Consider the following 18,629-nt stretch of genomic DNA (forward strand, 5'->3'; position numbering starts at 1 on the left):
CTACTTCAGAGGTAGTCACTGACTACCGTTGCCGCTGATAAGATTTGGGAGTTAGCAACAATGACCATTTTGTTTCAACTGGCCTTGGCTGCCCTCGTCATCCTGTCTTTTGTGATGGTGATTGGTGTGCCCGTGGCCTATGCCTCTCCCCAGGATTGGGATCGCTCAAAGCAGTTAATTTTCCTCGGCTCCGGGCTATGGATTGCCCTAGTGCTGGTGGTGGGCGTTCTCAACTTTTTTGTGGTTTAGTCCCGCCAGCGTTGGCGATAGACTTCATACAAGAGTACCGCCGTGGCGATCGCCACATTGAGGGATTCAACATTTGGCTCCTGAGGAATCCGCAGTGCAGTAAAGCTGGCATCCTGGTAGGCCGGGGGTAATCCTTGGCCTTCATTTCCCATGACCAGCAAAGTGGGTTGACAAAAATCCGCTTGCCAGTAAATCAGTGGCGCAGTCGGTCGTGTAACAACAATTTGCCATCCTTGGGCTTGATAGGTCTTGAGGGTTGCCAAACCATCGGTAACCGTTTGCATGGGTAGGCGAAACCATTGACCGGCACTAGCGCGCAACACTTTTGGATGGGTCATGTCGACGCAATCGGCACTCAGCAATAGACCCTCAACCCCCACTGCGGCAGCGGTGCGAATAATCGTTCCCAAATTGCCCGGATCCTGAAGTGTCACTAAACACAGGCCCAAAGACTGGAGTGGCAAGGTCGGCAGGGGGGTATAGTCGGCAACGGCGACGACGCCATCGGGGGTGGTTGTTGTACAAAGGGCAGCGAGGACCTCTTCGCTAACTTCAACGGCGCGATCGCTCCTGTGGAGAAGCCGCTGCCAAAATGTTGGCGATTGTTTTGCTTGCCAAGCGCTGGTATAGCAAACCACAGATAAGTGATAACCACTTGCCAGGGCCTCTTGGATCAAATGCGTCCCCTCTAAAAGCAAGTGCCCTTGGCGATATTTGCGGTGGTGCAGCTTACGAATGGAGCGCACCAATTGATTCTGGCGACTGGTAATGATCACTGCTGAATCCAGCGCTCAAGAAAACGTTCCAGATAGGGAGCCAAGAGTGCTGTTTGGGCCGCTTGAGCCTGAATTTCTGTGGCCGATTGAATGTAGCGATCGGGAACCAGCTCGTGCTGACAGTGGTGAATCAACTCCCCAAGACTGGCAGGCGTTACTTCTAGGTGAAACTGAAAACCAACAACGCGATCGCCCCACAGGAATCCCTGCTGCGGACAGGCGGCACTTTTGGCAAGGGGAATCGCGCCTGGAGGTAGGCTAAACATATCCCCATGCCAATGGAGCACCGTCAGTTGGGATGGCCAATCCTGAAACCAAGGATGGGCTTGGGCGGCGGCTGTGAGTTCAATGGGAAACCAGCCGATTTCCTTCATGGGGGCTGCGGTAACCGTTGCCCCTAAAACCTCTGCCAACAGTTGAGCACCAAGGCAAATCCCTAAAATGGGTAACCCGTTGGCGATCGCCTGCCGCAAAAAGGCTTTTTCAGCCCCTAACCACCGATAGAGCGCCTCATCGTGTACCCCCATGGGGCCACCCATGACGATCAGAGCATCCACCTCCGTCAATGCGGGTAGCGGCTCGCCCGCATAGAGATGACTGCCTTGCCAATCAAAACCACGGGCAATTGCCCACTGCGCAATATGTGCGGGGGTCTCAAAGGGCACATGTTGGAGGTAGTGGAGCCGCATGCATCCCCTTAAGAAGAACGACCGCCTTCATTGCCAAAGATACGGGATTTATACTCGTTCACCTTTTGACCCAATTCACGGCGACCCGATTCAAAGAGGACATAGCGATAGAGAAACCAACAGGTGTAGCCAAAGCCCACGAGTTCACAGGTCGGTCCCAGTAGGGGAATGGCATCCACCACTTCCAAAATGGCAACTGCTAGTGCCACAAAAGGAACAGTGGCGAGCATGATTAGCAGCGTGCGCAGAGGCTGCCGATACTCACCAACAAAGGTGCTGACCTGATCGGGGAAGACGGTGAGGAGCCAATAGAGTGTTTCGCGAGCCCGTTGCCACTGCTCATCCGTGAGACCGCCCACCTTCGGCGGTGCTGACTGAGGCTCGACTTCCGCTAGGGGTGCTGGGGCTGGCGTTGGTTCAAAAATAGGCTTTTCTGTATGGGTGGTTTCTGTGGTTGGGGATGTCTCAAATTCATTCATGCGCTTAAATTCCTTCAGTACCTCAGCAAGTTTAGGTTAAGTTCGCCGATCAGCGTTGGCCAATAGCTAATAATTGTTTAACATAGGCGGTGCCTTACCGCTAGCATCCCCTGTTCGCAAAAGCGGGCGCTACTGGTTGAGCACCCAAGTATCCTTGCTCCCTCCCCCTTGGGATGAATTCACCACCAATGAGCCGCGCTTCATCGCCACCCGCGTCAGGCCACCGGGATGGACGTAAATTTGCTTGCCGTACAGAATATAAGGGCGTAAGTCCACATGGCAGCCAACAATTTCATCCCCCAGAAGGGTGGGTACGCGCGACAGGGACAGGGTGGGCTGAGCAATGTAGTTGCGGGGATTGGCTTTGATGCGTTCTGCAAATTCTGCCCGCTGTTCAGCCGTGGCTTGACAACCAATGAGCATGCCATAGCCGCCGGACTCGTTGGCAGATTTCACCACGAGGGAATCGAGGTTCTTAAGCACATGATCCAACTGTTGCGGTTCCCAGCACAGGTAGGTGGGTACATTGGGCAGTAGGGGCTCCTCACCGAGGTAATAGCGAATCATTTGCGGCACATAGGCATAAATTACTTTGTCATCGGCCACCCCTGTGCCGAGGGCATTGGCGATCGCGACCCGCCCTTGGCGATAAACCTCCATCAGCCCCCTGACCCCTAGCAGCGAATCCGGACGAAATACCGCCGGATCAATAAAGTCATCATCAATGCGGCGATAGACCACATCCACCCGCTCAAGCCCCTTGGTTGTGCGCATTTGAAGGTAACCATCGGCGACTACCAGATCCCGCCCTTCCACGAGCGTTACCCCCATTTGCTGCGCAAGGAAAGAATGCTCAAAATAAGCGGAGTTGTAGATTCCTGGCGTCAGTACCACCACTGTCGCATCCGGTAGGCCGGGGGACGCAAGGTTCAACAGGGTTTCCAGTAGATGGCTGGGGTACTCGTCCACAGGTTGAATGTGCAGTTCTTTGAAAAGAAGGGGAAACGTGCTTTTCATCACTCGCCAGTTTTCCAGCACATAGGAAATCCCCGAAGGACAGCGTAAGTTATCCTCTAGGACATAGAATGTGCCATCGCGATCGCGCACTAAATCGGTACCCGTAATATGGCACCAAATCCCCCCCGGGGGCTTCAGGTCATGGCAGGGACGCAAATAGCCCTTGGCTGACTCAATCAACTCCCGGGGAATGACCCCATCCTCAATAATTTTTTGATCGCCATAGACATCAGCAATAAATGTATTGAGTGCTACAATTCGCTGCTTTAGACCCCGTTCAAGGGCTTGCCACTCTTGGGCTGGAATGACCCGCGGCAGAATATCAAAGGGCATGATCCGCTCGGTGCCCTCAGCAGCACCATAGACGGTGAAGGTGGCGCCAATATTAAACATGACCTGTTGGGCTGTTTTTTGGCGCTGTTGGAGCTGTCCCGCTGGCAGCGATCGCACCCGTTGTAGGAGGGGTTCAATAAAGGGTCGTGGCTGTTCCTTAGCCAGAAACCACTCGTCGTAAAAGTCTCCCGGATCGTAGCTGTCAAATTCTTGCATTGATATTCCTTTGTAGCCATTTCCCTCAAGGGTCTTGCTCTAGAGGCGTGGGCAAATCAGAAACCGCCACTAGATGAAACCCCATTTGACAACGAAAGTGTTGGCATCCCACGGCAGCGGTACTCCCTAAGGGCGCCCCACAACGGAGCTGCCCCCCCTGCCAGCGGGGTTGACCTTGGCGATCCGCAAACAAGCAGGATGGACACACAGACTGTGACGGCAAAATCTGATTTTGGGTGAGGATCACCAGCATCGGACACCTCCCATGGATTAGAGCCTTCAATAGAGAGTCTTTATAGAACCTTGCCGAAAAAAGACTCCAACCCTAGTCCTTTCATTTTATCGTGTTATCGTGAAAGCCTAGCGGATACGATTGACGGCAACTGCTAACTTTGCTACAAATTGCAGTTCACAGCCCCTTGCTGCAATCGGAAGCAAAGACGGTATGGGGAAGACGGTTTGCTAGGATAGATACTCTAAGACTCAATAGAATGATTGTCGCCCCTTGAGCTGTAATCCATGTTTGACGCCCTTGCCGAACGCCTTGAATCTGCTTGGAAAACCCTACGGGGTCAAGACAAAATTACGGAAAACAATATCCAAGAAGCTCTTAGGGAGGTGCGCCGCGCCCTATTAGAGGCCGATGTCAATCTACAGGTCGCCAAAGACTTTATTGAAAACGTCCGTCAGCGGGCGATCGGTGCCGAGGTCATTGCCGGGGTTCGCCCCGATCAGCAATTTATCAAAATTGTTTACGATGCCCTGGTGGAGGTCATGGGGGAATCCCACAGTCCCCTTGCTCACGTGGAACCACCGCCCACGATCATTCTCATGGCGGGTTTACAGGGAACGGGGAAAACGACCGCCACCGCAAAGTTAGCTCTGCACCTGCGCAAAGAAGGCCGCAGTACGCTCTTGGTGGCTACCGATGTCTATCGTCCCGCCGCCATTGACCAGTTGATGACCCTTGGCAAACAAATTGGTGTGCCCGTGTTTGAAATGGGTACAGAGGTTAGCCCTGTGGAAATTGCTCGCCAAGGGGTGGCCAAAGCCAAGGAACTCGGTGTGGATACCGTGATTATTGACACAGCGGGGCGCCTACAAATTGATGCCGAGATGATGGCAGAACTGGCGGCCATTAAGGAAGGGGTACAACCCCACGAAACCCTCTTGGTGGTGGATGCCATGACCGGGCAAGAGGCAGCCAACCTCACCCGTGCTTTCCATGAGCAGGTGGGGATTACGGGGGCCATTCTCACCAAGCTAGATGGCGATACCCGGGGCGGCGCAGCTCTCTCGGTGCGTCAGGTCTCTGGACAGCCGATTAAGTTTATTGGCGTGGGTGAAAAAGTCGAAGCTCTCCAGCCGTTCTATCCCGATCGCTTGGCTTCCCGCATCTTGGGGATGGGGGATGTCCTCACCCTTGTGGAAAAAGCCCAAGAGGAAGTGGACTTGGCTGACGCCGAAAAAATGTCCCGCAAAATCCTTGAAGCCCAGTTTGACTTTGATGACTTCCTCAAGCAACTGCGCCTGCTAAAAAATATGGGTTCCCTTGCGGGAATTATCAAGCTCATCCCCGGCATGAATAAAATTTCAACGGAGCAACTCCAGCAGGGGGAACAGCAACTCAAACGGGCAGAAGCAATGATTAACTCCATGACCCGCGAAGAGCGCCGCAATCCTGAACTTCTTGCCAGTTCCCCCAGTCGCCGTGAGCGGGTGGCCAAAGGTTCCGGTTATCAAGTGGCCGATGTGACAAAGTTGGTCAGCGATTTCCAACGGATGCGATCGCTGATGCAGCAGATGGGTCAAGGGGGCTTTCCGGGAATGGGTATGCCGGGTATGAACGCCATGGGTCGGCGGGGACATCCTCAGACTGCCAAAAAGCCCAAGAAGCAAAAGAAACGCAAAGGCTTTGGCGTTCTCTAAGGACTGCCCTGGCTACAGGGGGCGATAGACCCGATAGTTAATGTGGGGGAAGATATTGTCAATGGCTTCCACCTTTTCCAGCCAGCCGGCATCAATTTTTTGTGACTTGATGTCATCGTAGAGCTTGTGGAAGCGCATCAGGTGGCTACGGGTGCGGCGAACCGCATAGGGCACCATTGTTCCCGTCCGCATAATAAAGGCCCAGTCTGAGGATTGGGCAAGGAGCAATTCCCGTGCCGCTTGGTTGAGGGCGCGCCAACTCAGCTCATCCCACGGCTCCCCCTTGGCCAGTTCGATCATCCGTTCAGCAGCCTTATGGAGGTGAGGGTAAATCCAAGCATTGGTGTCATTCAGCCAATATTCATGAAAGCCCTTGTACCCCCAACTGGACTGGGAAGGACGGCACACCTGCTGGGTGGGATGGGCGCGCAGATAGTCTGCCAAGTGGGTCATGGCAAAGGTGTCTTGGTCAAACCAGACCTTGCGGAAGAGAAAGTCAAGGAACCAAGGCCCTTCATACCACCAGTGGCCATAGAGTTCAGCATCGTAGGGAGAGACGACAATCGGCGGACGCTGCATCAGGTGGTGGAGGTAGCGAATTTGGTTTTCGCGGTTAAACATGAAATTGGCAGCGTGTTCGGCAGCTTTTTCCCGTGCCCAGTAGGGGTCATAGAGTTGCTTATCCCCTAGACCAAGGCCACGCCCCGTAATTTTGTGGTACTTAATTCCGGTATTTTTGCGTTGGCCATTGGGCATGATATAGGGCTTGATGTATTCGTAGTCCGCTTCCCAACCCAAGTCCTTGTAAAACTCACGGTATTCCGGTGCCCCGGGATAGCCCACTTCCGATGACCACACCTGCTGGGAGGATTCGTGATCACGGCCAAAGGCAGCCACCCCAGTTTCGGTAAAAACGGGCGCATAGGTGCCAAAGCGAGGGCGGGGACGAGCATAGAGAATACCGTGGCCATCGGTAATGAAATAGCGCAAACCCGCATCGGCTAGCATTCGCTCTAGGCCTTCGTAGTAGGCGCACTCTGGCAGCCAGATGCCCTTGGGTGGACGCCCAAAGGTTTGCTCATAGTGCTCACAGGCCACCTGTAGTTGTGCCCACACCGCTTGGGGATACATTTTCATGAGGGGCAGGTAGCCGTGGGTGGCACCACAGGTAATGATTTCCAGGTTATTGGTGTCTTGAAACTGCTTAAAGGCCTTGACGAGGTCGCGATCGTAGTTTTCCCATGTCTGCCGGACGCGGTTGAATTCTTGGGCGTAGTGCTCGGCTAGATAGCGGATATGGCCATTGTAGGTATTGTGCTCTACCTCTAGTTCCGCCAGTTCCTCTAGTTTTGCCAAGTGCTGATCGTAGCGTTCCTGCAACAGCGGATCCCGCAGCATTGAAATTAATGGCGGCGTCATACTCATGGTGATTTTGAAGTCGACGCCGTCACGCTTTAGCCCCTCAAACATTTGGATGAGGGGCACATAGGTTTCGGTAATCGCCTCAAAGAGCCACTCTTCTTCTAAAACGTAGTCACTCTCGGGGTGGCGAACGAAGGGGAGGTGAGCATGCAAAACCAGGGCTAAATAACCAATTGCCATAGGAAGTTTCCCTATTGATGTATTGGGGACAACGGCAGGGGATCAATGAGATCAGTTGAGTTTCCCCCATCTTAGGCGAAATAGCCCAATCTGCAACGGGTCATTTTTATCTTTTCTTCAGATTTATCCTTCGTCTGACATTTTTGCCATGGAGGGTCCGACGTAGGGCCGCCAACCCACGCCGTGGAATTTCGGTTCTGGACAGGGGTGGAGAATCTCAACCAGAATTTCTAGGGAATCCACTAGGCGAGGACCCGGACGGTTGAAATAGGCATTGCCATCTAGAATGTACAATTGACCGGTTTGCAGGGCACGCAATTGCTGCCACTGGGGGTAGGTTTGCAATGCTTGGTCAAGCTCTTGCCGGGTGCGTTCCAGGTCAAAACCACAGGGCATGACAAGGATCACTTCGGGGTCGATCGCCAGCAGGGTTGACCACTCAATGTAGGGGGAATGCTTTCCGGCGGTACCCAGCATATTTTCACCGCCCGCCAGTGCAATTAATTCTGGGATCCAGTTGCCACTGGCCATGGGGGGATCAATCCATTCAATGGCTACCACCTGGCGGCGGGGGCGATCGCTCACCCGGCGTTGACAGGCGCGCATCCTCTCTTTGAGGACAGTCAGCAGGGGGTCTGGAGCAACCCCAAGGGTCAGACCCACCCGTCGGATATCTTCCCAGATATCCTCAAGGCAATGGGGTTGGAGAGAAATTAACTGCGGTGGCGGCTCCAGAAGGTCGGCGATCGCCCGCTGGACATCTGGCAAGGTAACCGCACACACATCGCATTGATCTTGGGTAATAATGTGGGTGGGTTTTAGCGCTTGCAGAGTCGCCAGTTCTAAGTCATAGATGCCCAAGGCCGCTCGCAACAGCTCCTGAACCACTCGATCAATGGCTAAACTCGACTGTTGGGCATTTAACCTAGCCCGGGTACAGACAGGCAATGCCTTGACTTCGGGCGGATAGTCACACTCATGGCTGCGACCCACAAGAAAGGGCAGCAATCCTAGGGCAGCAATTATTTCTGTGGCACTGGGCAGGAGTGAAACAAGGCGCATCTTAGGGCTAATGCCAGGAGCCAGAATTGAACTGGCGACACGAGGATTTTCAGTCCTCTGCTCTACCAACTGAGCTATCCCGGCTTGAAAGTGCTTTATGATTGTAGCAAGCGTCTAGGTGCCATGACAAGTCTCTTAGGGCATCATTTCTGGGAATGCCACCCTACCTCGCCTGAACTGTCTACCCGTCTGCTGGATCGCTGCAACACCCCAGAAGACCCCTGTGCCGAACATCTGTTAGAGCATCCACGCCTTGACATTATTGGTCTGAATCATCTGTGCTGTCCTCTGGGGTGCAAGGACGTGGGTCAACATAGAGGAGTTATTGTGGGGCACTCCTACGAGGCAGGCGGATTCCCCTGGTCAGTACTTGGGAGCAGCACTGGGTGCCCCCTCCGGTAAAAAAGGCTGAAAAGTCCAATGCAATTTCCTCCCTTCCCCACCTGCTGGAGATTTTAGACCGACACGGGGGTTGGTGCCGTGGGGATGCAAAGGCAGATTGGCCAGCGGAGGATTCAGGGAGTGAGCCTCAAGGGCAACTAACCTCATCTGTATTCGGTTTCAGGACAAGCAGCGCCTAGGGAGCGGCGCTGCGACTTGAGGAGGATGCTGCTCAGATTCACAAAAACCATGTGCCTAAACGCTTTGGGTTGATTGTGGCTAAGCCCGAATCTCCTCCCTCAGGACACCCTTGTAGGGGGGCGGCAAGGCAAAGGTTTGAGGGTAGGGGAGGAGGATGACTATCCCGCTCCTTGTTGGTGCCTGCCTCTGGGGCTTGACCACAATTCTCGAGCCGACTAAGCTGCCCTTATAGTGACAGTCCCCTTGTGGAGTCTCCTAATGGGTATTCAAGTTATTGCCACCACTCCCTTCAAGGATCAAAAACCCGGTACCTCTGGCTTACGTAAGCCAGTACCTGTTTTTCAGCAGCCCCACTACCTGGAGAACTTTATTCAAGCAATTTTTGACACCATTGAGGCACCGCAGGGGCAGACCCTTGTCCTTGGGGGTGATGGTCGCTACTTCAATGCCGAAGCTATTCAAGTCATCCTCAAAATGGCGGCAGCCAAGGGCTTTGCACGGGTTAAGGTGGGGCAAAATGGCATTCTTTCAACCCCAGCCGCCTCCTGCGTGATCCGCAAGTATGGGGCAGTGGGGGGCATTATTCTCTCAGCCAGTCACAACCCCGCAGGGCCCCAGGGGGATTTTGGCGTTAAGTTCAACATTGCCAATGGGGGGCCTGCTCCCGAAAAAGTCACTAATGCGATCTATGAGCGCAGCCTTGCCCTCACCCACTACAGCATCTACACCGCACCCGATGTGAATCTGCACACCCTTGGGGAGTTTCCCTTGGGTGAAATGATTGTTGAAGTCATTGATCCTGTGGCGGATTATCAAGCGCTCCTGGAGACCCTTTTTGACTTTGACCGCATTGCCGAGGTGATTCGTACAGGCAAGTTGCGGCTTGTCTTTGATGCGATGCACGCAGTTACAGGACCCTACGCCCAGCAAATTCTGGAAAAGTGCTTGGGAGCACCCCCAGGCACGGTTCAAAATGGTGTGCCCCTACCGGACTTTGGTGGTGGTCATCCCGACCCCAATTTGGTTTATGCCCATGACTTGGTGCAGCAACTGTTTGGTGAGCAGCCGCCGGATTTTGGGGCTGCCTCCGATGGCGATGGCGATCGCAACATGATTTTGGGGGCAAACTGTTTTGTAACCCCCAGTGATAGCCTAGCTATTCTGGCGGCCAACGCCCAACTGGTCCCCGGCTACAGGGATGGATTAGCGGGGATTGCCCGTTCGATGCCCACCAGCCAAGCGGCCGATCGCGTTGCTGCCAAACTTGGCATTGACTGTTACGAAACCCCCACGGGCTGGAAGTTCTTTGGTAACCTCCTCGATGCCGGTAAAGTGACCCTCTGCGGTGAGGAGAGTTTTGGCACTGGCTCCAACCACGTACGCGAAAAAGATGGCCTCTGGGCTGTGCTCTTTTGGTTGAATATCTTGGCCGTCCGCCAAACTCCCGTGGCTGAAATTGTCAAAGACCACTGGCGCACCTATGGCCGCAACTACTATTCGCGCCATGACTATGAGGGCATTGAGGGCGATCGCGCCCACACGCTGATGAGCCAACTAGAGCAAAAACTTCCCAGCTTAGTGGGTCAGACCTTGGGTGCCTACACAGTGGCCACTGCTGATAACTTTAGCTACAGCGATCCAGTGGATCACAGCGTCAGCCAAAACCAAGGCATTCGGCTCATTTTTGAAGATGGCAGCCGCATTGTCTATCGCCTGTCAGGAACAGGAACCCAGGGGGCAACGCTGCGGGTCTATTTGGAGCGCTTTGAACCCCATCCTTCCCAGCAACACCTCGATGCCCAAGTGGCACTCGCCGATTTGATTCAACTGGCCAATGACGTGGCGAATATTCAAAGCTTAACGGGTCGCGATCGCCCCACAGTCATCACCTGATGGCCATGAAAATTCTCCATGTGTCTGATATCCACCTTGGCAGTGGCCTCAGTCATGGCCACATCAACCCTGCCACGGGCTTGAATACGCGCCTTGAGGATTTTATTACTGCTTTGGCCACCTGTATTGACCGTGCTCTCAGGGAACCCGTTGATTTGGTGCTTTTTGGGGGTGATGCCTTTCCGGATGCGACGCCACCCCCCCTCGTCCATGAAGCCTTTGCCAGCCAATTTCGCCGCTTGGCGGATGCCCGCATTCCCACGGTTTTGCTGGTGGGCAACCACGATCAACACGCCCAAGGACAGGGGGGCGCCAGCCTCAGTCTCTATCGCACCCTGGGGGTGCCCGGCTTTATTGTTGGCGATCGCTTGGCCACCCATCGCATTGAAACTCGCCAGGGCAGTGTTCAAGTCATAACCCTCCCTTGGTTAACGCGATCGACACTCCTCACGCGACCGGAAACCAGTGGCCTTTCCCTTGCGGAGGTGCATCAACTGCTCCTAGAGCGGCTCCGCCTTGCCCTTGAGGGGGAAATTCGCCAACTCGATCCTGCCTTACCTACCGTCTTACTTGCCCATGCCATGGTGGACACCGCCCAGTACGGCTCTGAACGCTATTTGAGTGCGGGCAAAGGCTTTACAATTCCCCTGAGTTTCTTGGCACGCCCCTGTTTTGATTACGTTGCCCTTGGTCATGTTCATCGCCATCAAGTCCTATGTCACGATCCACCGGTGGTCTATCCCGGCAGTATTGAGCGGGTGGATTTTGGCGAAGAGGGGGAAGAAAAGGGCTATGTCTTAGTGAACCTCGTTAAAGGGAAAACAGCATTTCAGTTTTGTCCCCTACCCACCCGCCCCTTCCGCACAATTCGTGTCGACTTGACCGCGGTGGAACTCGATCCCCAAGCTGCCCTGTTGGCAGCGATCGCCAGCGTGGACATCACCGAAGCTGTGGTGCGGGTCATCTATCAACTGCGCCCCGATCAAATTCCCCTAATTAACCTCCATGAATTGCAAAAGGCTCTTGAAAGCGCCCATAGCGTCAGCCTCCTGCCCCAACTGGCCAATAGTGAGCCCATTGCCCGCCTGCCAGAAGTTGCCCTCGAACAATGCCTTGACCCCAGCCATGCGCTGCAACTGTATCTAGATCATCGCCCTGATCTTGAACCCCTGCGGCAGGATCTGCTAGCGGCCCTCCAAACCCTTGAGGGCAATCCTGAACAGGAGAGTCAAGACACGCCCCAGAGACCGCGATCGCCCGAACCTGTGATTCAGCAACTGAAATTGCTCTCCTAGGGGACTCCTAGGCTAAAGTCAACCCCTAAGGGCTCCCCTCAGCTTTAGCAACCTTTCCAATGGCTTGGCATCCGACGGCAGAAGAGTACTCGGGAGACGGGGCAAACTTTTTCTTCGAGCTTGTTGACATTTTTTCTCATTTGACTTAGGCTAAGTCTTAGTGTTCTCCTCTCTGAGGAATCGGCAGGCGGGGTCAGTCATTGCGACGACCCCTTTTTTCTTGATGAGGACTGTTGATGCTGAGAAAGCCCCAAAACTCACCGCTCTAGGGGCCGTTAACTATTGCCAAAGATTTGCAAATTCTTGGTAAGGAATATGGCGGCTACCGTACCACAGCACGGTATAGGGAGCCATCAAGTAAGGTTCCTCTTGGGCCTTGAGGACAGCAATTTTTTGGCAAACCCACGGGATGACTGTGGTTGAGATGTAGGGGGTTAGGGGCTGCTGCAATTCATCGAGAGCTGTTAGGCCATAGTAGAAGCCGAGAATATCTTGGGTTTCCTGTGCTTTGAGCACCAGCGATCGCAGGGTCGTGAATACAAGGGGATGCTCAGGGGCAATTCGGTGAAGGGCACGCACGGCCGCCATCAATGTTTCCAGATCGTAGGCCTGCTGCTCAATGATTAACTCAAGGGTATGAACGGCTTGGGGATGATTGGGACTGACAATGCCAAGGGCGCCGGCAAGGGCAATCTGGTGGGACTGCACCGTGGCTAAGCCCAAATACCGCTGTAGCCGATCAACAACCTCCCCCTGACCCACCCCTGCTTGGTGTAAACAGCGGCTGGCAAGGATGACATCCTCAAGGTATGAAGAGTCGTGAAAAATCTCTAGGGCAACCTTGCTACCTTCAACGGCCCAGTGACCTTTGGCAGTGATGAGAACAGCAGCGATCGCCAGTTTTAGGTGGTTAGACTGTTGGGGATAATGGAGCAGCCGCTGTAAAAACTGGTGTAGGTACTCCCCAGTAGTGCTGTTGCAAACGCTGCCCACAAGGTTGGCATCCAGCTCCCTAAGACATTGCTGACACTCCGCTAATAGCGCTTCGCGCACTTGGGGGTTGGTTGTCTGCCGTAAGACTTCCTCTAAAATTTGAAATGCTCTACTGAGGTGGCTAACACTGGGATATTGCTGAGCAATCAAAAAAGCGGCACGGCTGCGGGGGAGCCCCCGCTGCTCAACAACTAGGGATTCAAGGTAAGGCAGTAGCTCTCGACTAGAAACCCGGGGCAAAACTTGGCGAGCCTCCGCCCGCAGGGCAGGAAAGAAAAAGGCCAGCTCCGCTTGCTGAGGAAAGCCGCCGATAGTTTGTTGTAAACCACAGGCCCAATGGCTAATATTGGCAAGGGCGTGGGGGTAGTTTTGCTGGGACATGGGGTGATTGATCCCCTTGGGCAGAGCTGTTACCCAGCGACCGGGATCGTCTTGTAGCACTTGGGGTCTCAGTTGTGCCAGTTTCAGTTGCCAGCGACACCAGTAGAGGAAGTTGGGAAATTCAGAAACTCTTGACGAGGGGCGATCGCCCACAGAGACCGTCGCAGGACTAGTGTCAGATCGCCGCAGATGGTGCCAGTGTAGGCAGCGGGCTTGGGGATGGCGGCAAATTAAGGGCAGCGCTGACGTGCCTGGCAAGTGATCATCACAACGACTCAGTTCGCGCAATTGCGATCGCGCTTGCGCCACAGCAGCATAGAGATCTGCACCGCCCTGAAAGTTCTGTAAAAAGTACTTCAAAAACAACTCAGCGGCAATATTGGGAACCGCTTCCCGCATCACGATCGCGTGGGGCAAACCCAACTGAATTAAAAACTGTCCTAGGGGAATACTGTCGCAGGAATTAAAGATCGCCAGTTGCAGCCCCTGTTTGACTGCGGTTTTAAGGGTCTCATAAAGCCTGTAAATTTCTAATGGTGGCTCTTCATTGTTGATCGTAATGCCCTTCCCCTGACTGTGGCCGGCAAAAAAGAGAATATCCCAAGGCTGAGACCACAGGGAATACAGTTCACTTAATTGGGGCGATCGCAAACAGTGGAGTTCGCCATCGGGTAACGCCCTGAGGGCCTCAAGATCCCCCTCCAGATCGAGGTTGCCACTGGCCCCGAAAATCGCCAGAATCCGCACCCGCTCATGCTGTGCCGCTGGAGACTTCAGGGATTGATACACCATTGGTGAAAACACCACATCCAGATTGCTGTGTTGGCGAATCGGTGTCCAGTCGTGCCATGGATAGCGCCACAGTTGGACAAAGTCTGTCTGCACCGAAATGCGGTGAATCTCGCTTATCGGTGGTGGCAAAATGAAGTTGCCTAGGCCAAAAAATGAAGCCTGCTCCCTGGAAAATGCAGACTGCTCATTGAGCTGTGCCTCGCTGAGAAAATTGATGCGCGTCCTATTCAACCATGTGCCGAGGCTGATCACTAGGTTTTCGTAGGTGTGCCGCACTTCTTTCAGGAGATTGGGTTGCTGAGTACCAATGTTCGTAATTTGGTTACCGCTAGCCCCCAGACGAGTATGCTTCGCATAGCTGTGATAGGCAGAGCGCCACTGCTCATACTGGCGAGGAAGCTGAGGCATTGCTGGAAACTCCACAGGGTACACCCCATAGGCATCGAGTTGGCTCTCTGTCCCCAGCAGTAGGCGCCCCCTGAGGGAATGGTGCTCAAGGCAGCCCCCGGAGATTTCGAGGCAGACGTGTTTCATGACAGCGGCAGCTCAACAGAGCCAATGCAGCTAGACAACAAAAGTTTCCGTGATCTTAGCATCCCGATAGGCGAGTGTAATGCCAAAAGTTTCACCCATTTGTCCCCAAAACTTGTACTGCACCGCTTGATCCTGCTGCCGACTGGTGACTTGGGCAAAGGTATTGCCATTGGCCTCAGTAATCATCAAAACTAAGTCTGGGGGCAACGTTTCACCCACCTTGAGGGCGGTGACACGCACCAGAATATTGGCAGACATCGCATCTCGTGGCAGTACAGCCATCACCAAGGCCAAGGACTGTCCCCCCAGGGCCAGACCCAAGTCCACGGTACGAGTTTTCCAGACCCCTGCTTCTGGGGCAGTGGCATCTTTAGCGTGGAGATATTCCGCTGCCATCCAGCGCAATCCTTCATCGGCAGTGGTGGCAATCAGATTTTTGAGCAGGGCAAGCGCTTGGCAACAATCTTCGGTTTCCAAGGCTTGGCGTAATTGAGCTTGAGCTTGCATGGCTTCTAGGGTGTCATTGGAGCGCAGTGCCCACGCTGGGGATGTCCAGCCCAGTTGCCAACTGAGATAGGGATTGATCAGGGGGACCTCTTCAAGTCGCTCCTGTAGGTCTTGCCACCCTTGACCCAACAGGTTGCCAATCCCCTTGGTTTTGGCGTAAAGCCATAGACTCAGCCGCTGCGGATGACAAGCCAAAAAGAGATCAAGGCGATGGCAGGGTTGGCCAATGATTTGCAGCCATTCTTCTAGGGGCAATACCAAACGGGGCAAGAGAATCTCGCCACTAGCAATTTTCTGAAGCGTGGCTGTGGGAATGGCAGTTGCAGCAGAGGATGGCACAGGAATGGGAGGGCATTCCAGCAAGGCGGTAAGGAGGGGCACATCTTCAATCATGTCCTCGCGATCGAGGCTATAGGTACGGCTCACGGCATCAAGGGCGGCAGGATTCACACTGCTACTCGGTGCATAGCCCCAGAGCCTGATCTGGGCCGTTTCGGTAAAGACTTGCACCCCCAAGATGTAATTAGGTTTCCAAGGGGCAATGTGCAACCATTCCTGAGGAATGCGGCATTCGTCAAGCTCTATAGCCGTATCAGGCACAATCAACACCTTGCCGATCGCTGTTTGCAGCAGCGTGCCGTTCACAAATTCCCAAAAGATCGGTAGTTCGACTATTGGCAGGAAGGGCTCTGCCCCCATGCCCATCTCGGCAAACCAGTGGCGCACGGCTGTATAGGCCATGGCATTGATTTGAACGCTGCTGCGACGATAGGGGCGAGCTGCCGCTGTGATCTGCGCAATCCACTGGCGATCGCCCCCATCTGCTAAATCAATGTGAACGTGTTCAGTGTGCGCCATCGGTGGCGCATCTATGGCAGTGAGAAACGAAAAGGATAGCGATGTCATAATTCCTTACCTACCTTACCTAAGTCCAACAACTCCCAAAAGTTCATACCCTTTGCAAAACCGTCAAGAGGCTCCCCCATAACGACCGTGTTATGCCCTAGCCACCGGACTACACCGCTGACAACCTGCTGCTAACACTTGATAGCCCTCGTTTAACCACAGATTAATAGCCAGCGTGAGCTCCCGGAGGCGTTGAGGATGCGTGGGTTGGTCAAGGGCTGCGAGTACCGCTTTCGCCAAATGACTACGAATCCGCTCCAGTGCGCGAGACACTTTATATTGTTTTTCAAAGCCCAAATCCTGGGCAATTTGTTGTTGGCTGAGTTGCTCGCAATAGTATAGACAAAACACCTGACGACTTGCGTCATCCAGCGTCTCAACCGCATTTTTCAAAATTTCAAATACCCGTTTGAGGGTTTCCTGTTCTTCCTGCTTCAGGATGGCTTCCCAAGGCATATTTTCCCTTCCTTCTAGGATGTCCCAAAACCTTTCCTCAGCGGTATTGACCACCTGTGGTTGGCCATGGGCTCGCAAGGCGGAGATCGCTGTACGCAGCAGGGTGCCAACTTCCCTAGAAGTCACACAGGGGAGATCAGGACGACATTGATGATAGATTTTAACCACCTGCTCCAGAAGTGCCTGATCGGGAGCAGTGGGTTGATCTGCCAACTCTTGCCAGAGATGAACCAGCTGTTGGATGTGAACGATTTTGTCTTCGCTGTATCCTTGATTCTTTAAGGCGGAGGAAAGACGACGGCGACCGGTGTCTCTGAGTAAGCCCCAATCAGATTGCCGGACCCCCACCAGCGCAGCATACACCTGGTCATAGATGCGGCGATAGGCATAGGTGGACAGCCGCGTACCTCGCTGGGGATCAAAGCCCTGCAATAGTCTGAGGGGATCATTACTCAGACAGCAGGCCTGCTGAAAGCAGTCAGTAACCTGATGGCCCCGAACTTTCTCCCGCAGGGCTATGGCTACAAACCAATTCGTTTCTTGGAGATAGCAAAACAGACCCCGTCGCCAGTAGTCGGCATCAGGATGGTTCGGCTGACTCTGTAATTGTTGGAGGAGGAGGTTAGCCGTCCAATCGGGCTCCTCGAGATTGTAGCCCGCTGCTGTGAAGTAGCCCTGTAGTTGGCGATCGCAAGACCAGCGGGGGCGATCGGAATCGTCAAATTGGAGCAAAGCAATCAATTTATCGCAGCGTTGGCGTGTCATCAATGGCTCCCACTCAATATCAAAGCGCAACTGTACGGAGAAACGTGACCGCCTGCTTTATTCACTGGGCATGTTCATTCATCCTCCCGACACAATCCTCCATTCATTTATCCAGTGATGTTTTTGCAAATATGCACTCGGGAGATTTTAGAAAAGATTTTTTGCCAAGCTTGGGGGCACCTAGGCCCTCCTCTATCAACTCCTAGGGTCACAGCAGGAGGATGATCCATATCACAAGTCAAGCGTGTTTTCTGTGGCACACTACGATCAACAAGATTTGCAATAGGCCCATGTTTAACCCACTTACCATTCGGTTTTGGGGCGTGCGCGGCAGTATTCCCTGTCCTGGTTCCCACACGGTTCGCTATGGCGGTAACACTCCCTGCGTGGAAATTCAAGCCAATGGTCAACGGATCATCCTTGATGGCGGTACAGGTTTGCGGGTTCTTGGGGAGCACTTAATGGGTCAACAGCCGGTGACGGCACACTTATTCTTTACCCATACCCACTGGGACCATATTCAGGGGTTTCCCTTCTTTCAACCCGCCTTTGTACCGGGAAATCAGTTCCATATCTACGCAGTGCCGGGGAAAAATGGTCAGGGCATTGAACGACGACTGAATGATCAAATGCTGCACCCCAACTTTCCCGTTCCGTTGCAGATTATGGGGGGAGATTTACGTTTTTATGACTTGGAGGTGGGCGAGCGAGTGCACCTAGGCGATGGGGTGGTGGTGAGTAATGAGGCTCTGAATCATCCGGGCGGGGGGGTGGGCTACCGCGTCAGTTGGCAGGGCATTCATGTGGCCTATATTACAGACACGGAGCATTTGCCGGATCGGTTACATCCGGGGGCGTTTGCTTTGGCGGATCACGCTGATGTGATGATTTACGATGCCACCTATACCGATGAAGAATACTATCATCCGCAGCAGAGCAAGGTGGGGTGGGGACATTCCACATGGCAGGAGGCGGTTAAGCTTGCCCAAGCAGCCCAGGTCAAGCAACTGATTTTGTTTCACCACGATCCCAGCCATGATGATGACTGTTTAGATCGCATTGGCGAGTTGGCACGGGCACAATTTCCCCAGACGCTGCTCGCTCGCGAGGGACTGATTATTTCCGTCTATCCAAATGTGATACACTTCCCGGCAACGCCTCAAGCAAGTTAGC

General features: G+C 53.8%; 15 protein-coding genes and 1 tRNA gene. 5 read left to right on the plus strand and 11 right to left on the minus strand.

Annotation, left to right across the window (positions count from 1 at the left end; genetic code table 11):
- Positions 1 to 60: 60 nt before the first annotated feature.
- Complete coding sequence (psbZ, locus tag TLL_RS09970) at positions 61 to 249, plus strand: photosystem II reaction center protein PsbZ (protein WP_011057802.1); 189 nt, start codon at positions 61 to 63, stop codon at positions 247 to 249.
- On the opposite strand, the gene TLL_RS09975 is transcribed toward psbZ, so the two are convergent.
- From TLL_RS09975 to TLL_RS09995, 5 genes are all read right to left on the minus strand, one after another.
- Positions 246 to 1,022 (minus strand): TrmH family RNA methyltransferase, encoded by a 777-nt coding sequence (locus TLL_RS09975; protein WP_164921210.1) that lies wholly within the window; start codon positions 1,020 to 1,022, stop codon positions 246 to 248. The two genes, psbZ and TLL_RS09975, sit on opposite strands and share 4 nt — an antisense overlap.
- Entirely contained in the window at positions 1,022 to 1,714 is a 693-nt protein-coding gene (locus TLL_RS09980; protein WP_011057804.1) for a type 1 glutamine amidotransferase, read from the minus strand. The genes TLL_RS09975 and TLL_RS09980 overlap by 1 nt, the downstream gene beginning before the upstream one ends.
- Before the next feature lie 8 nt (positions 1,715 to 1,722).
- Positions 1,723 to 2,193 carry a CAAD domain-containing protein gene (locus tag TLL_RS09985; RefSeq protein ID WP_011057805.1) on the minus strand — a complete coding sequence of 157 codons (471 nt, stop codon included), beginning with the start codon at positions 2,191 to 2,193 and terminating at the stop codon, positions 1,723 to 1,725.
- Between the two features lie 129 nt (positions 2,194 to 2,322).
- Positions 2,323 to 3,759 (minus strand): circularly permuted type 2 ATP-grasp protein, encoded by a 1,437-nt coding sequence (locus TLL_RS09990; protein WP_011057806.1) that lies wholly within the window; start codon positions 3,757 to 3,759, stop codon positions 2,323 to 2,325.
- Positions 3,760 to 3,784: 25 nt separating this feature from the next.
- On the minus strand, positions 3,785 to 4,012 hold the full coding sequence (locus tag TLL_RS09995) for a hypothetical protein (protein WP_011057807.1): 228 nt from the start codon (positions 4,010 to 4,012) through the stop codon (positions 3,785 to 3,787).
- A 266-nt stretch (positions 4,013 to 4,278) separates the two neighbouring features.
- Between TLL_RS09995 and ffh the strand changes: the two genes are divergently transcribed.
- On the plus strand, positions 4,279 to 5,688 hold the full coding sequence (ffh, locus tag TLL_RS10000) for a signal recognition particle protein (protein WP_011057808.1): 1,410 nt from the start codon (positions 4,279 to 4,281) through the stop codon (positions 5,686 to 5,688).
- Between the two features lie 12 nt (positions 5,689 to 5,700).
- Here the strand turns inward: ffh and TLL_RS10005 are convergent, their stop codons facing one another.
- The 3 genes from TLL_RS10005 to TLL_RS10015 all read right to left on the minus strand — a co-directional run bounded on the left by TLL_RS10005 (position 5,701) and on the right by TLL_RS10015 (position 8,436).
- Positions 5,701 to 7,290, minus strand: a complete 1,590-nt coding sequence (locus tag TLL_RS10005) for a glycoside hydrolase family 57 protein (protein ID WP_011057809.1) — start codon at positions 7,288 to 7,290, stop codon at positions 5,701 to 5,703.
- 123 nt (positions 7,291 to 7,413) lie between these two features.
- Complete coding sequence (locus TLL_RS10010) at positions 7,414 to 8,352, minus strand: cobalamin-binding protein (protein WP_011057810.1); 939 nt, start codon at positions 8,350 to 8,352, stop codon at positions 7,414 to 7,416.
- 11 nt (positions 8,353 to 8,363) lie between these two features.
- Positions 8,364 to 8,436 (minus strand) — tRNA-Phe (locus tag TLL_RS10015).
- 756 nt (positions 8,437 to 9,192) lie between these two features.
- On the opposite strand from TLL_RS10015, the gene TLL_RS10020 reads away from it, so the two are divergent.
- Positions 9,193 to 10,827 carry an alpha-D-glucose phosphate-specific phosphoglucomutase gene (locus tag TLL_RS10020; protein WP_011057811.1) on the plus strand — a complete coding sequence of 545 codons (1,635 nt, stop codon included), beginning with the start codon at positions 9,193 to 9,195 and terminating at the stop codon, positions 10,825 to 10,827.
- Positions 10,827 to 12,122 (plus strand): exonuclease subunit SbcD, encoded by a 1,296-nt coding sequence (gene sbcD / locus TLL_RS10025; RefSeq protein ID WP_011057812.1) that lies wholly within the window; start codon positions 10,827 to 10,829, stop codon positions 12,120 to 12,122. The genes TLL_RS10020 and sbcD overlap by 1 nt, the downstream gene beginning before the upstream one ends.
- A 279-nt stretch (positions 12,123 to 12,401) precedes the next feature.
- Here sbcD and TLL_RS10030 read toward each other — a convergent pair whose 3' ends face one another.
- The 3 genes from TLL_RS10030 to TLL_RS10040 all read right to left on the minus strand — a co-directional run bounded on the left by TLL_RS10030 (position 12,402) and on the right by TLL_RS10040 (position 17,456).
- On the minus strand, positions 12,402 to 14,822 hold the full coding sequence (locus tag TLL_RS10030) for a CHAT domain-containing protein (protein WP_011057813.1): 2,421 nt from the start codon (positions 14,820 to 14,822) through the stop codon (positions 12,402 to 12,404).
- 30 nt (positions 14,823 to 14,852) lie between these two features.
- Positions 14,853 to 16,235 (minus strand): DUF1822 family protein, encoded by a 1,383-nt coding sequence (locus TLL_RS10035; protein ID WP_011057814.1) that lies wholly within the window; start codon positions 16,233 to 16,235, stop codon positions 14,853 to 14,855.
- A gap of 90 nt (positions 16,236 to 16,325) precedes the next feature.
- Positions 16,326 to 17,456 (minus strand): sigma-70 family RNA polymerase sigma factor, encoded by a 1,131-nt coding sequence (locus TLL_RS10040; protein WP_011057815.1) that lies wholly within the window; start codon positions 17,454 to 17,456, stop codon positions 16,326 to 16,328.
- Between the two features lie 290 nt (positions 17,457 to 17,746).
- On the opposite strand from TLL_RS10040, the gene TLL_RS10045 reads away from it, so the two are divergent.
- Positions 17,747 to 18,628 carry an MBL fold metallo-hydrolase gene (locus TLL_RS10045; protein WP_164920959.1) on the plus strand — a complete coding sequence of 294 codons (882 nt, stop codon included), beginning with the start codon at positions 17,747 to 17,749 and terminating at the stop codon, positions 18,626 to 18,628.
- The last annotated feature ends 1 nt before the right edge of the window (position 18,629 follow it).

The sequence above is a fragment of the Thermosynechococcus vestitus BP-1 genome (assembly GCF_000011345.1).
Lineage (GTDB): Bacteria > Cyanobacteriota > Cyanobacteriia > Thermosynechococcales > Thermosynechococcaceae > Thermosynechococcus > Thermosynechococcus vestitus.